At 59.2% G+C, this 15,114-nt stretch carries 11 protein-coding genes and 1 other RNA gene; 8 read left to right on the forward strand and 4 right to left on the reverse strand.

Annotated elements, in window-relative coordinates:
• The first annotated feature begins 611 nt into the window (after window positions 1-611).
• Entirely contained in the window at window positions 612-2,162 is a 1,551-nt protein-coding gene (locus OX460_RS22435) for a hypothetical protein (protein WP_289899979.1), read from the forward strand.
• Window positions 2,163-2,613: 451 nt separating this feature from the next.
• Here the strand turns inward: OX460_RS22435 and ssrA are convergent.
• The 4 genes from ssrA to ompA form a co-directional block, all read right to left on the reverse strand.
• Window positions 2,614-2,974, reverse strand: a transfer-messenger RNA (tmRNA) gene (ssrA, locus tag OX460_RS22440).
• Between the two features lie 67 nt (window positions 2,975-3,041).
• Window positions 3,042-3,761: an HAD-IA family hydrolase gene (locus tag OX460_RS22445; RefSeq protein ID WP_289899980.1), complete on the reverse strand. Its 720-nt coding sequence runs from the start codon at window positions 3,759-3,761 to the stop codon at window positions 3,042-3,044.
• A 68-nt stretch (window positions 3,762-3,829) separates the two neighbouring features.
• Window positions 3,830-4,525 carry a bifunctional 2-polyprenyl-6-hydroxyphenol methylase/3-demethylubiquinol 3-O-methyltransferase UbiG gene (gene ubiG, locus OX460_RS22450; RefSeq protein ID WP_077400739.1) on the reverse strand — a complete coding sequence of 232 codons (696 nt, stop codon included), beginning with the start codon at window positions 4,523-4,525 and terminating at the stop codon, window positions 3,830-3,832.
• Window positions 4,526-4,652: 127 nt separating this feature from the next.
• Window positions 4,653-5,363 (reverse strand): outer membrane protein OmpA, encoded by a 711-nt coding sequence (gene ompA, locus OX460_RS22455; RefSeq protein WP_034782001.1) that lies wholly within the window; start codon window positions 5,361-5,363, stop codon window positions 4,653-4,655.
• 656 nt (window positions 5,364-6,019) lie between these two features.
• On the opposite strand from ompA, the gene gyrA reads away from it, so the two are divergent.
• The 7 genes from gyrA (at window position 6,020) to aroA (ending at window position 15,103) form a co-directional block, all read left to right on the forward strand.
• On the forward strand, window positions 6,020-8,704 hold the full coding sequence (gene gyrA, locus OX460_RS22460; RefSeq protein ID WP_251349945.1) for a DNA gyrase subunit A: 2,685 nt from the start codon (window positions 6,020-6,022) through the stop codon (window positions 8,702-8,704).
• 106 nt (window positions 8,705-8,810) lie between these two features.
• Entirely contained in the window at window positions 8,811-9,395 is a 585-nt protein-coding gene (locus tag OX460_RS22465) for a DUF2059 domain-containing protein (protein ID WP_251349946.1), read from the forward strand.
• A 27-nt stretch (window positions 9,396-9,422) separates the two neighbouring features.
• Complete coding sequence (gene serC, locus OX460_RS22470; RefSeq protein WP_289899981.1) at window positions 9,423-10,514, forward strand: 3-phosphoserine/phosphohydroxythreonine transaminase; 1,092 nt, start codon at window positions 9,423-9,425, stop codon at window positions 10,512-10,514.
• An 83-nt stretch (window positions 10,515-10,597) separates the two neighbouring features.
• Complete coding sequence (gene pheA / locus OX460_RS22475) at window positions 10,598-11,668, forward strand: prephenate dehydratase (protein WP_077400751.1); 1,071 nt, start codon at window positions 10,598-10,600, stop codon at window positions 11,666-11,668.
• Between the two features lie 44 nt (window positions 11,669-11,712).
• A complete protein-coding gene (gene hisC, locus OX460_RS22480) occupies window positions 11,713-12,819 on the forward strand; it encodes a histidinol-phosphate transaminase (RefSeq protein ID WP_289899982.1) in 1,107 nt (368 codons plus the stop codon).
• Between the two features lie 4 nt (window positions 12,820-12,823).
• Window positions 12,824-13,729 carry a prephenate dehydrogenase/arogenate dehydrogenase family protein gene (locus OX460_RS22485; protein WP_289899983.1) on the forward strand — a complete coding sequence of 302 codons (906 nt, stop codon included), beginning with the start codon at window positions 12,824-12,826 and terminating at the stop codon, window positions 13,727-13,729.
• Between the two features lie 18 nt (window positions 13,730-13,747).
• A complete protein-coding gene (aroA, locus tag OX460_RS22490) occupies window positions 13,748-15,103 on the forward strand; it encodes a 3-phosphoshikimate 1-carboxyvinyltransferase (protein WP_289899984.1) in 1,356 nt (451 codons plus the stop codon).
• Window positions 15,104-15,114: the final 11 nt, after the last annotated feature.

Genomic DNA, 15,114 nt, shown 5'->3' on the forward strand with positions numbered 1-15,114 from the left:
GCTAAAGGGCGAGGGGCAGGTCCGCCATTCGTACACGGCCTGAGCAGTTCATGTTGTCGCTAGGAAAAACCGCCTGCGGCGCAAAACCTAGTCAGACGAATCGGAGAGGGTTGCGCTTGCAAGCGCAACCCGGTTTTGCGGCTATCGGACGAGCAGTGCTCGTCCCCCGCAAAACCCCCGCGCCCGTACCGGACGCGGATTCGACGCCCGCGCTCTGCATGCATGGAATAAATAGAAAGGGCCTCCCCGCCAAAACGGGGAAGCCCTTTTATTTATTCAGTGGTGGAGACGGCGGGAGTTGATCGTTGAACCCAAGAAGCTCGTAAGCCCTTGACTCTGCTCGATTTTTTCTATGCGATGGTTTCGAGTGAACCACCAAAGTGAAGCACCTGCAAAGTGGTCCGAGAGTGTATAGTTTGCCATGATTCATCAGAGCAACTTGGTGATAAATCAGTGACCGAACCTAGGCACCGACAGCTCTAGCGAACCGGAGTTCGCAGTGGTCCCACCACATCCTTTGCGGACGTGTTAACGTGAACGGACAGGAGGGGGCTTCGAAAATGTGCATCTCTACGTAGAAAAATAGTAATAAATTAGGGGAGTTGATAAATATGATGGATTTCTTTGGTACTGGAAATTATGCAAAAACAAGTGATTTAGAATCACTAAAAACAGCTTTAAGAAATGAATTAGTTGGCATTAAGAACGAAATAGTTGGTGTCAAGAATGACATAGGTATTCTGAGAAATGATATTGATTTAAAGGTTACAGACTCGGAAGAAACTGCAAAAAATTCTGCTGCGAGTGCAGTTGAAGCGGAAGAGCGAGTAATAGAGCTAGAGTTACAGTTCAAGTCAGAACTTGAAGGATTGCAGCAAATTAGCATTGCCGCAAAAGCAGAGGTTGATAAAATCACTGCTGAATGTGAAAGAATTGTTAATTCAAACAAAGAATTGCATTCCTCCATTGAAAAAACAACAGAACTATTTGATGGAATGCTTGAAGTGAAATCCGAAGTGGATTCTGCAAAATCGAACATTCATTCAAATATTGAAGTAATTAATGACGCACTGAAAAAGAGCGAAGTGTTACCTGAAGCTGTTGAAAAAGTAGAAGAATTGCTTAATAGCGCTAGCGAGCTATCCTCTAAAATTGGTGATCTTTTGTCTCATTCTGCATCAAAAAAGGGTGAAATTGACGATCTGAGAGATAAGATATTAGGAAAAGAAATCGTAGTAGATGGTGCCAATGTTCATGTGGATGGCATAAAGGATAAACTTGAAAAATCCTACATGGAAATTGATTCGAAAATTGAAAATTTGGATGGGGGAATCCAAGATATTATTGATTCAATAAAATCAAGTCACGATCAACAACTTTCAAAGCATACGGAGAACTTTGAAACTCTTGTTTCAAATTCCAAAACCCGTATTGTAGAAATTGATACACAACTTAAAGATCTCCTTCCAGGGGCAATGGCTGCTGGCTTGAGTGCGGCCTACGCAAAAAAGAAAGATGATGAAACGGAATCTCTCGTAAAGTCTGAAGAAAAATTTCAAACCGCAATTCGAAATATGATTTTCATTTCAGCTATTCCTTTTGCTGTTGATGTGTACCTTTTGTTCTGGGAAAAAATTGGAATTATCAAAGTAATACAAGACACCCCAAACCTATTGATTGCCATTTTGCCACTATACTTGCCTGCAGTTTGGATTGCTATTTCTTTGAACAAGAAAATTAATCTGTCAAAACGACTTATTGAAGAATACACACATAAAGAAGTATTAGGTAAAACGTTCTCTGGAATATCAACTCAGATAGAAACGCTTAAAGCAGATGTTAGCATCAAGGAAGAGTTGCGCACGCAGTTGCTGTTCAATCTGTTGCATGTAAGCGCAGAAAATCCAGGCAAACTCATTACCGATTATAATAAGAGCGATCATCCACTGCTCTCCGTGTTGGAAAACAGTAAAAAGCTCACTGATTCTATGGAAGCGTTGTCAAAAATACCGGGTTTGGGGAGGATTAGTAAAATTTTAGCTGAACGTGCTGAGAAGAAAATTGAAGAAAATGCAATAGATGTTGCTAAAGGACTCGATTTAAATGATTTGTTGGAAGGTGAAAATAGTCCTGAACAAGAACCTGAGCCTGCTAAATCATAGAATTTTGCAATAAATAAAAAGCCCCACAAGTGGGTAATGCCGTTCAATTAAGACTGGACGGTATTTTTATTTTGAGGCTTGTAAACGCCCGTGCCAGCTGTTAAGGCCACCTCTAATAACTCATTTTTGACGATGCGAGGCGGTGTACAAGCAGGGTATGACGAATTTCGGCGGTCGATTAGGCGAGGTAGGGATACGATTCGTACACGGCCTGAGCAGTTCATGTTGTCGCTAGGAAAAACCGCCTGCGGCGCAAAAGCTAGTCAGAGGAATCGGAGAGGGTTGCGCTTGCAAGCGCAACCCGGTTTTGCGGCGCCGAGCTGCGCTCGCCGAAGTCCCGCAAAACCCCCGCGTCCGTACCGGACGCGGATTCGACGCCCGCGCTCTGCATGCATGGAATAAATAAAAAGGGCCTCCCCGTCAAAACGGGGAAGCCCTTTTATTTATTCAGTGGTGGAGACGGCGGGAATCGAACCCGCGTCCGCAAGCACTCCACAGACAGTTCTACATACTTAGCACTATCATTTAATTTAACTCAGCCAGCACGGATGTGCACGTTATGGGCAAGCGAGTTACCTATTATTTAGTCGGACGCTAAGTAACCCAGCATACGACGAGTCCCTGTAAATGACTCTAGAGCTTTTGACGGCCCACCCCAGGGACGAGGTGTTCTAGAGCTAACAGCGATTAAGCTGCCAGTGCGTACGAGTTATCGTTTGCAGTTAAGTTTTTTCAGGTTGTATTTACGAGGTAGCCCGCCCTCGGTATGCCCTGCGCTGCTTTGCAACCCACGTCGAAACCAGGTCGTCCCCACAGAACCTTCATTGTAGCGCAATCCGTCCACTCTTGCATGGTGCATTCGCTTGCTGGTGTGCCAGATCAAGCGCAGGCCGGTTTATGCCGCCAATTGCCGGCCTGCGCCGCCTTCACTACCGCGCTGACCAACTCGAGCAGCGCATGCGGGGTATCCAGCAGGTGGTCGGCGTTCCAGTGCTGCGGTTCGACGGGGCCGCAGTAGCCCCAGGCGCAGGCCACCGTGCGCATGCCGGCGGCGCGGCCGGCCTGGATGTCGCGCAGGTCGTCGCCCACGTACCAGCAATCTGCCGGCGCCAGGTCCAGGCGGCGCGCCGCTTCCAGCAGGGGGGCGGGGTGCGGTTTCGGATGGGACATGGTGTCGCCCGAGATCACGCAGCCAGCGGCGCCCAGGCCGATCTGGCCCACCAGCGGGTCGGTGAAGCGGGCGGCCTTGTTGGTGACCACGCCCCAGGCCAGGCCCAGGGCTTGCAGGCCTTCCAGCAGGGCAGGGATGCCGTCGAACAAACGGCTTTCCACGGCCAGGGCCGCTTCGTAATTGTTCAGGAATCCGTCTTTCAGGGCTTCGTAGCCGCTTTCGCCGGGGCCGATGCCGTAGGACGCACCGATCATGCCGCGCGCGCCGGCCGAGGCCGTGGGGCGCAGGACGTCATACGGGGTCGGCGCCAGGCCGGCGCGCGCGCGCAGCAGGTTGATGGCCGCCGCCAGGTCGGGCGCGGTGTCGGCCAGGGTGCCGTCGAGGTCGAACAGGATGGCGCGCGGGGCTGGCAGATGGTCAGTGATCATGGCGGACAAAGTGTGTCAAGTGGGAATGAAAAATGGCGGCCGCAGCCGCCTTGTATTGTGCGTGATGGTTACAGCGGCCGGGTGCAGGCCACCAGATAATTGACGCTGGTATCGCTATTAAGTGAGTAAATCTTGGTCAGCGGATTGTAGCCCATGCCGCGCATGCTGTTGACGTCCAGGCCGGCGCTGCGCACGTATTGCGACAGCTCGGACGGGGTGATGAATTTGTCATAGTCATGCGTGCCTTTCGGCAGCAGGCGCAGCAGGTATTCGGCGCCCAGGATGGCAAACAGGTACGCTTTCGGGTTGCGGTTCAGGGTCGACAGGAAGACGTGGCCGCCCGGCTTCACCAGCGCGGCGCAAGCCTTGACGATGGCGGCGGGGTCCGGCACGTGCTCGAGCATTTCCATGCAGGTCACGACGTCGTACTGGCCTGCCTCTTCCTCGGCCATGGCTTCGGCGGCGATCAGCTTGTAGCGCACCTTGGCGCCCGATTCCAGGCTGTGCAGGTCGGCCACTTTCAAGGCCTTGTCGGACAGGTCGATGCCCGTCACGTCGGCACCCTTGCGGGCCATCGATTCGGCCAGGATGCCGCCGCCGCAGCCGATGTCGATCACGCGCTTGCCGGCCAGCGGCACTTTCGCGTTGATCCATTCCAGGCGCAGAGGGTTAATTTCGTGCAGGGGACGAAACTCGGAAGTGGGGTCCCACCAGCGGTGGGCCAGCTCACTGAATTTTTGGATTTCGAGAGGGTCGGCGTTCATAGGTCGAATAATAGCGGCAATTTTACAATTGGGCAGCCACGGACGAAAAAAAACCCCGCCGTGGCGGGGTTTTTCATGCTGTTCTTGACTTGCGCGATGACTTGCGGCAAGTCCAAGGGTTCAGCTATTACTTGTTGCGGGTACCAACAACTTCGATTTCCACGCGACGGTTTTTCGCACGGCCTTCGGCAGTTTTGTTATCAGCAACAGGTTGTTTTTCGCCTTTGCCTTCGGTGTACACGCGGTTGCTTTCAACGCCTTTGGTGACCAGGTAGGCTTTGACAGCATCAGCACGACGTACCGACAGTTTTTGGTTGTAAGCATCGGTGCCGACGGAGTCGGTGTGACCCACAGCGATGATGACTTCCAGGTTGATGCCGCCCAGTTGTGCGGACAGCTCGTCCAGCTTGGCTTTGCCTTCTGGCTTCAGCGTAGCTTTGTCGAAATCGAAGAATGCATCAGCAGCGAAGCTGACTTTTTCCGAGGTAGGAGCAACGACGACTGGTACTGGTACGACAACGACTGGTGCCGGTGCTGGTACGACTGGTGCTGGAGGAGCCACGCATTTGCCGTCTTGCAGGGTTTCTGGCTCTACGCACAGTGGCACGTCGCAACCTGGCACTGCGTCAGCAGGTGTCCAGTAGCCGGTACGCCAGCACAGGCCGAATGGGTCACGCACGATCACGCCGCGGGCATCTTGCACGTAAGCGCTTTTTGGGCTTGGTGCTTTGATGTCAGTGGTAACTGGCGCGAATGGTGGGGAGGTTGGGGTTTGGGCCGAAGCCGAGCCAGCAATCACTGCGGATGCAGCGAAAAACAGCGTTACAAATTTATTCATTCTTTTTTCCTTTCGGGGGGTGATATCCGCAGAACAACACTGCGCTACTGGTGCTACGTGCCAAGATTTTATCATGTAGACCATATGCGCTCGTTTCAGATTGCGAAACTAGCAATTAACTTCCCAGTCATTTTGCCACACGCATCAGGGGCGCACGACCGTGGTTAAATCAAAGCTTGCCCGATTTTAGGCCGCGCGTTGTTTTTGCGCAACGAAAATGCCCATTTGTAACGCGTCTGTAACAATTGATCTCTTTTTTTGCCTCTTTTAAGGGCAGGTATCTTGAACTGGTATTGCCATTGTGCATTATCGAAAGGTCAGGCTGCACGGCTCCCGTGCAAACTGCCAATCTTGTTGGTATGGCCAATTTGTACAGGTAGCTGGGCGCGCATGCTAAAATCGTGCGCTTGACTGTTAAGAGTGTCGGGCAAATGCCCACGGCGGCACTGCATGGCCAGCGCGTACCACTGCGGTGCACGCACTGGCCGTGCCGCCAGCCCGCCGATTTGTTCCGGCACTCTGCGACATGGAAGCCGGGCCGCGCCAGCAGCGCGCGGCGCGGCGTCCACGACGACAGCCACCCAGGATATGCAGTATTGCGTCATACATTGCGTAACAGATAAGTTAACCACAGCCTGAGATCAGTCGAACCGCCAATGGATCAATTCGCAAAAGAAACAATTCCTATTTCCCTCGAAGAAGAGATGCGCAAGAGCTACCTCGATTACGCCATGAGCGTGATCGTCGGTCGCGCCTTGCCCGATGCGCGCGATGGCTTGAAGCCAGTGCACCGCCGCGTCTTGTTCGCGATGCATGAAATGAACAACGTGTGGAACCGCCCTTACGTCAAGTGCGCCCGCGTGGTCGGCGAAACCATGGGTAAATACCATCCCCACGGCGATGCCTCGATCTACGACACGCTGGTGCGCATGGCGCAGGATTTCTCGCTGCGCTACATGCTCGTCGATGGCCAGGGCAACTTCGGTTCCGTCGACGGCGACGGCGCCGCGGCGATGCGTTACACCGAGTGCCGCCTGGACAAGATCGCCAGCGAGCTGCTGGCCGATATCGACAAGGACACCGTCGACTTCCAGCCCAACTACGATGGCAAGGAAAAGGAACCGACGGTCTTGCCGACGCGTATCCCGAACCTGCTGATCAATGGCTCGTCCGGTATCGCGGTCGGCATGGCGACGAACATTCCGCCACACAACATTACCGAAGTCATCGACGGCGCGCTGCACGTGCTGCGCAACCCCGAGTGCACGATCGATGAATTGATCGAGCTGATCCCGGCGCCGGACTTCCCGACGGCCGGCATCATCTATGGCGTGTCCGGCGTGCGCGACGGCTACCGCACGGGCCGCGGCCGCGTCGTCATGCGCGCCAAGACCCACTTCGAAGAATACGGCAAGGATGGCGGCCGCATCGCCATCATCGTCGATGAGCTGCCATTCCAGGTCAACAAGAAATCCTTGCTGGAACGCATCGCTGAAAACGTGCGCGACAAGAAGCTCGACGGCATTTCCGACATCCGCGACGAATCCGACAAGTCGGGCATGCGCGTGGTGATCGAGCTGAAACGGGGCGAAGTGCCGGAAGTGGTGCTGAACAACCTGTACAAGCAGACCCAGTTGCAAGACACCTTCGGCATGAACATGGTGGCCCTGGTCGATGGTCAGCCGAAGCTGCTGAACCTCAAGCAGATGCTGCAATGCTTCCTGTCGCACCGCCGCGAAGTGGTGACGCGTCGCACCGTGTTCGAACTGCGCAAGGCGCGCGAACGCGGTCACGTATTGGAAGGCCTGGCTGTCGCGCTGGCCAACATCGATGACTTCATCGCCATCATCAAGGCTGCGCCGACGCCGCCGATCGCCAAGGTCGAGCTGATGGCCAAGGCCTGGGATTCGTCCGTCGTGCGCGAAATGCTGGCCCGCACGGGCGACGGCTCGACGCCAGGCGGCATCGATGCCTACCGTCCGGAAAACCTGCCGAAGCACTATGGCATGCAGGGCGATGGCCTGTACAAGCTGTCGGACGACCAGGCGCAGGAAATTCTGCAAATGCGTCTGCAGCGCCTGACCGGCCTGGAACAGGACAAGATCGTCAACGAGTACAAGGACGTGATGGAACACATCGCCGACTTGCTCGACATCCTGGCCAAGCCGGAACGCGTCACCGTCATCATCACCGACGAAATGACGGCGGCGAAGAACGAATACGGCGCCGGCAACAAGGACGTGCGCCGCTCGCAGATCGAGTTGAATGCCACCGACCTGGAAACGGAAGATTTGATCACGCCGCAGGACATGGTCGTGACCCTGTCGCACACCGGCTACATGAAGGCCCAGCCGATCACCGAATACCGCGCGCAGAAGCGCGGCGGCCGCGGCAAGCAGGCCATGGCGACGAAAGAGGAAGACTGGATCGACCAGCTGTTCATCGCCAACACGCACGACTACATCCTGTGCTTCTCGGATCGTGGCCGCATGTACTGGCTGAAGGTGTGGGAAGTGCCGCAAGGCTCGCGCAATTCGCGCGGCAAGCCGATCGTCAACATGTTCCCGCTGCAGGACAACGAAAAGATCACCGTGATCCTGCCGCTGTCGGGCGAGAACCGCACGTTCCCGGAAGACCATTACGTGTTCATGTCGACCAGCCTCGGTACCGTCAAGAAGACGCCGCTGAAGGACTTCAGCAATCCACGCAAGGCCGGCATCATCGCGGTCGACCTGGACGACGGCGACTTCCTGATCGGCGCGGCGCTGACCGACGGCCAGCACGACGTGATGCTGTTCTCCGATTCGGGCAAGGCAGTGCGCTTCGATGAAAACGACGTGCGTCCGATGGGCCGTACGGCGCGCGGCGTGCGCGGCATGAACCTGGAAGAAGGCCAGCACGTGATCGCCCTGCTGGTGGCCGAGAACGAGCAGCAGTCGGTGCTGACGGCCACGGAAAACGGCTACGGCAAGCGTACGCCGATCACCGAGTACACGCGCCATGGCCGTGGCACGAAAGGCATGATCGCCATCCAGACCAGCGAGCGCAACGGTAAAGTGGTTGCCGCGACCCTGGTCGATACCAGCGATGAAATCATGCTGATCACCACCGGTGGCGTATTGATCCGCACCCGCGTGTCGGAAATCCGCGAGATGGGCCGCGCGACGCAGGGCGTGACCCTGATCGCCGTGGAAGACGGCACCAAGCTGTCCGGCCTGCAGCGCGTGGTGGAGACGGATATCGACGAAGTCGAGCTGACGACGGAGGCGGGCCAGGAGGCTGCGGCCGCGCCGGCAGCGGCTGAACCGGCCGATCCTGTCGACCCGGCGCAGCCGGAGTAAGATGATTGGGGCTCTTTCGGGAGCCCCAATTGCTGTTGGCGTGCCAGTTGCGGCGCCAGCCTGCGTACCCCCAGATATTCCCCGCTTTTGTAAAGTCCCGCATGCCATGAGAAAAATCGTCGCCACCTTCTTCGCCGCGTTTTCGCTGGCCTTCCTTGCGACCCTGCCGGCCCTGGCCCAGAGCACGCAAGCCACGCCCGCCCGCCAGGCGGCGCCCAGCCCCGCCATGAAGGTGGCCGTGCGGCGCATGCTCGACGCGATGCAGTTTCCGCAACTGACGCGCAACATCTTCGACCAGATGCTGCAATCGGTGCCGGCCATGATCCGCCAGTCGGCGCAGCAGCAAATCAGCAGCAACCCGAACCTGGACGAGCAGCGCAAGGCGCGCGCGCTGGCCAGCGCCGAGGAAGAAATCCCCCTGGCCATCGCCACCCTGACGCAGGTGCTGGCCGACCCGACCCTGATCGACGAACTGGCCGCCGAAATGGTGCCCCTGTACGCGCGCTTTTATACGGTGCCCGAAGTCGAGCAGCTGACGACCTTCTACAAGACGCCGCTGGGCCGCAAGATGCTGGCCACCATGCCGCAACTGTCTGCCGAATCGATGGCCATCAGCCAGCGCGTGCTGATCCCGCGCGTGAATGCGGTGCTGGACCAGGTCATGCGGGCGGCCACGCAGTCGCCCCAATAAGATTTTCATTTTGCCAAGGACCGTATCGTGACCCATATCTACAATTTTTCCGCCGGCCCCGCCGTCCTGCCCAAGGAAGTGCTGGCGCAAGCGGCTGCCGAGATGCAGGACTGGCATGGCAGTGGCATGTCGGTGATGGAAATGAGCCACCGTGGTCCCGAATTCATTTCCATCTACCAGCAGGCAGTAGCCGACCTGCGCGAGCTGCTGGCCGTGCCCGAGAACTACAAGATCCTGTTCCTGCAGGGCGGTGGCCTGGGCGAGAACGCCATCATTCCCATGAACCTGGTGGGCCTGGCAGCGCAGCAGCCGGCCACCGTGGACTTCGTGCACACGGGCTCGTGGTCCGGCAAGTCGATCCAGGAAGCGGCCAAGTACGCCAACGTCAACGTGGCCGCGTCGTCCAAGGCCGGCCGTTTCACGGGCGTGCCGCCGGTCGCCGAATGGCAGCTGACGCCGGGCGCCGCCTACCTGCACATCTGCACCAATGAAACCATCGACGGCGTGGAATTCCAGCAGGCGCCGAACGTGCCGGCAGGGACCACCATCGTGGCCGACATGTCGTCGCACATTTTGTCGCGTGTTATTGATGTATCGCAATATGGCGTCATCTTCGGCGGCGCGCAGAAAAATATCGGCCCGGCCGGCCTGACCCTGGTCATCGTGCGCGAAGACTTGCTGGGCAAGGCGCTGCCGATCTGCCCGTCGGCCTTCGACTGGAGCATCGTGGCCGAACATGAGTCGATGTACAACACGCCGCCCACCTACGGCATCTATATCGCCGGCCTGGTTTTCCAGTGGCTCAAACGCCAGGGTGGCGTTGCAGCCATGGAACAGCGTAATATTGAGAAAGCGGCGCTGCTGTACGCGGCGCTCGATGCGGACGACTTTTACCAGAACCGGGTCGCCCCAGAATACCGCTCGCGCATGACCATCCCGTTCTATCTGCGCGATGAAAGTCTGAACGACGCATTCCTGGCCGGTGCGAAACAGCGCGGCCTGCTGCAACTGAAGGGCCACAAGTCCGTCGGCGGCATGCGTGCATCGATTTATAACGCGATGCCGATCGAGGGCGTGCAAGCCCTGGTCAACTATTTGAACGAGTTTGCCGGACGCTGAGTCGCCTAGACGACCGCGCCGGCCCGCCGCCGGCGCAGGCCGCGCGGCCATGATTGAAGTACAGCTGACGAAACAAACCAACCATGACCGATAAATTGAAACCGCTGCGCGAACAGATCGATGCGATCGATGCGCAAATCCTCGAACTGCTGAACCGCCGCGCGCAAATTGCCCAGCAAGTGGGCCACGTGAAAGCCGAAACCCAGGCTCCCGTGTTCCGTCCCGAGCGCGAGGCGCAGGTGCTGCGCGGCGTGGCCGAACGCAATCCCGGCCCCATGGGCGACCGCGAAGTGCAGACCATCTTCCGCGAAATCATGTCGTCCTGCCGCTCGCTGGAAAAACGGGTCACTGTGGCGTACCTTGGCCCGGCCGGCACCTTCAGCGAACAGGCCGTGTACCAGCAGTTCGGCAGCGCCGTGGAAGGCTTGCCATGCGCGTCCATCGACGAAGTATTCCGTTCCGCCGAGGCGGGAACGGCGGATTTCGGTGTGGTGCCGATCGAAAATTCCTCGGAAGGCGCCGTCAACCGCACCCTGGACATGATGCTGCAGACGAGCCTTATCATCAGCGGCGAGGTGGCGATCGCCGTGCACCACAGCCTGATGACGAAGAGCGGCAACATGGATGGCGTCACCGCCATCTGCGCCCATTCGCAGGCGCTGGCGCAGTGCCAGGTGTGGCTGAACCAGAACTACCCGCACATCGCGCGCCATGCCGTGGCGTCGAACGCCGAAGCGGCCCGCATGGCCGGCGAAGACGGCACGGTGGCGGCCATCGCCAGCGAACTGGCGGGCGCGCAGTACAAGCTGGGCGTGGTCAAGGGCCATATCCAGGACGACCCGCACAACCGCACGCGCTTTGCCGTCGTCGGTACCTTGCAGACGGCGCCGTCGGGCAAGGACCAGACGTCGCTGGTGCTGGCCGTGCCGAACAAGGCGGGCGCCGTGTACCAGTTGCTGGCGCCCCTGGCGAAACACGGCGTGTCGATGACGCGCTTCGAGTCGCGCCCGGCGCGCATGGGCAGCTGGGAGTATTATTTCTATGTCGACGTGGAGGGTCACGTGCACGACGCAGCCGTCGCCCAGGCGCTGGCCGAGCTGCAAAGCAATGCGGCGTTTTTCAAGGTGCTGGGGTCATATCCTGTCAGCCTGTGAAGCTGTAGCTATTCTTACAATCACCCACTTTTTTAAAGAACACCATGTCTAAAAATATCGGTCCAGAATACGTCCGCGCCATCGCCCCTTACCAGAGCGGCAAACCGATCGCGGAAGTCGCGCGCGAATTCGGCCTCGACGAGGCAGCCATCGTCAAGCTGGCGTCGAATGAAAACCCGTACGGCATGCCGGAATCGGCCAAGCAGGCGATGATCGCCGCCATCGATGACCTGGGCCGCTACCCGGACGCCAACGGCTTCGACCTGAAAGCCGTGCTGTCGAAGCGCTATGACGTGCCGGCCGACTGGATCACCCTGGGCAACGGCAGCAACGACATCCTGGAAATCGCCGCGCACGCCTTCGTGCAGCATGGCGAATCCGTCGTGTACTCGCAGTATTCGTTCGCCGTGTACGCGCTGGCCACGCAAGGCCTGGGCGCGCGCCACCTCGTCGTGCCCGCGCAAGCCTATGGCCATGACCTGGACGCCATGGCGGCGGCGATCACGGACGACACGCGTCTGATTTTCATCGCCAACCCGAACAACCCGACGGGCACCTTCCTGACGGCGGCGCAGCTCGAAGCCTTCCTGCAGAAAGTGCCGGCGCATGTCGTCGTCGTGCTGGACGAAGCCTACAACGAATTCCTGTCGGCCGACGAGCAGTACGAGTCGACGGCGTGGGTGCGCCAGTATCCGAACCTGGTGGTCTCGCGCACCCTGTCGAAGGCGTATGGCCTGGCCGGCCTGCGCATCGGCTTCGCCATCGCCCAGCCGGTGCTGACGGACCTGATGAACCGCATCCGCCAGCCATTCAACGTCAATTCGCTGGCGCAGGCGGCCGCGATTGCCGCCCTGAACGACAAGGCCTTCCTCGAGCAAAGCGCGCGCAACAACGCGGCCGGCTACCAGCAGTTTACGGAAGCGTTTGCGCAACTGGGCCTGGAATACGTGCCGTCGCACGGCAATTTCGTGCTGGTGAAGGTGGGCGACGATGATGAAGCGGGCGCGCGCGTGAACCTGGCGCTGCTGAAACAGGGCGTGATCGTGCGCCCCGTGGGCAGCTATGGCTTGCCGCAATGGCTGCGCATTTCCATCGGCCTGCCGCAGGAAAACGCCATCTTCATCGCCGCGCTGACGAAAGCGCTGGCCTGACGCCATGACGACGCCTGCACTGAAGAAGGTCGTCATTTTTGGCGTAGGCCTGATCGGCGGATCGTTCGCGCGCGCCTTGAAACACGCGGGCGCGGTTCAAACCGTAGTCGGCATGGGCCGCTCACGCGCGTCGATGGTGCGCGCGCTCGAACTGGGTATCATCGACGAGATCGGCGGCGACATGGCGCAAGCCTTGCATGGCGCCGACCTGGTGCTGCTGGCCGCGCCCGTGGCGCAGACGGGGCCCATCCTGGCATCCATCGCGCCGCACCTGCAGCCCGGCACCATCGTCACCGATGGGGGCAGCACGAAGAGCGACGTGGTGGCGGCCGCGCGCGCGGCGCTTGGCGGCAAGGTGGCGCAATTCGTGCCCGGCCACCCGATCGCGGGGCGCGAGACGAATGGTCCCGACGCCGCCATCATTGATCTGTATCAAGGCAAGAAAGTGGTGCTCACGCCGCTGGCGGAAAACGCCGCGGACGACGTCGAGCGCGTGGCGGCCGCGTGGCGCGCCTGCGGCGCCATCCTGCACACCTTGAGCCCCGAAGAACATGACAAGGTGTTTGCCGCCGTCAGCCATCTGCCGCATTTGCTGGCCTTTGCGCTGGTCGACGACATCGCCAACAAACCGCACGCGGGCCTGCTGTTTCAATACGCGGCCAGCGGCTTTCGCGACTTTACGCGCATCGCCGGCTCATCGCCGGAAATGTGGCGCGACATCAGCCTGGCCAACCAGCCGGCGCTGCTGCACGAACTGGACGCCTACCTGGCGCAGTTGACGACCTTGCGCGCCCACCTGGCCGCGAACGACGGCGCCGCCATCGAGGGCGTGTACGCGAACGCCCAGCACGCGCGGCAGCAATGGATCGAGGCGATCGAGACGGCGGAAGCTCCCGCGCCCGCACAATAAATACTCAAGGATTCCAGCATGACCCAGACCAAGCACTACCCCCACCATATCGACTTGAAACCGGTGATGCACGCCGAGGGCACGGTGCGCTTGCCCGGCTCGAAAAGCATTTCCAACCGCGTGCTGCTGCTGGCCGCGCTGGCCAAGGGCACGACGAAGATCGTCGACCTGCTCGCTTCCGACGACACCTTCGTCATGCTGACGGCCCTGACGTCGCTGGGCGTCAAATGGACGCAGGACGAGTTGCAGGGCGACCCGGCCACCGCGCACCAGATCCACCACGTGGAAGGCTGCGGCGGCGTGTTCCCGCACCACGAGGCTGACCTCTTCATGGGCAATGCCGGTACGGCGATCCGCCCGCTGACGGCGGCGCTGGCCGTCATCGGCGGCGATTACACCTTGCACGGCGTGTCGCGCATGCACGAGCGCCCGATCGGCGACCTGGTCGACGCGCTGAACGCCGTCGGCACGCAGATCGAATACACGGGCGAGCAGGGCTTCCCGCCGCTGCGCATCCGCCGCGGCCACATCCACGCGCAGCGCATCGCCGTGCGCGGCAACGTGTCGAGCCAGTTCCTGACGGCCCTCTTGATGGTGGCGCCGCTGATGGCGCGCGATCATGCCGTCACCATCGATGTCACGGGCGAGCTGATTTCGAAGCCGTACATCGAGATCACCCTGAACCTGATGCGCCGTTTCGGCGTGACGGTCGAACATGACGGCTGGCAGTCGTTCACCGTGCAGCCGGGCCAGCAATACCAAAGCCCGGGCACCATCCACGTGGAAGGCGACGCTTCGTCGGCCTCGTATTTCCTGGCGGCCGGCGCCATCGGCGGCGGTCCCGTGCGCGTGGAAGGCGTGGGGCGCGACAGCATCCAGGGCGACGTGCGCTTCGTCGAAGCCTTGCAGCAGATGGGCGCGACCATCACCATGGGCGAGAACTGGATCGAAGCCCGTTCGAACGGCGTGCTGAAAGCCGTCGACATGGACTTTAACCACATCCCCGATGCGGCCATGACGATCGCCGTGGCCGCCCTGTACGCGGACGGCACTTCGACCTTGCGCAATATCGCCAGCTGGCGCGTAAAAGAGACGGACCGCCTGGCCGCCATGGCAACGGAACTGCGCAAGCTGGGCGCGGAAGTGGAAGAGGGTGCCGATTACCTGCGCGTGACGCCGGCGGCGCAGATTCTTGCCGCCACCATCGACACGTATGACGACCACCGCATGGCCATGTGCTTTTCGCTGGCTTCGCTGGACGGCGCCGCGCGCCGCGGCAACGAGATGCGCATCAACGACCCGAAATGCGTGGCCAAGACCTTCCCCGAGTATTTCGCCGCCTTCGCGGGGATTGCCAAAGACACTTTGATTTAATTGATTGCTAA

The organism is Janthinobacterium sp. SUN033 (genome assembly GCF_030397595.1).
Classification (GTDB): Bacteria; Pseudomonadota; Gammaproteobacteria; order Burkholderiales; family Burkholderiaceae_D; genus Janthinobacterium; species Janthinobacterium kumbetense.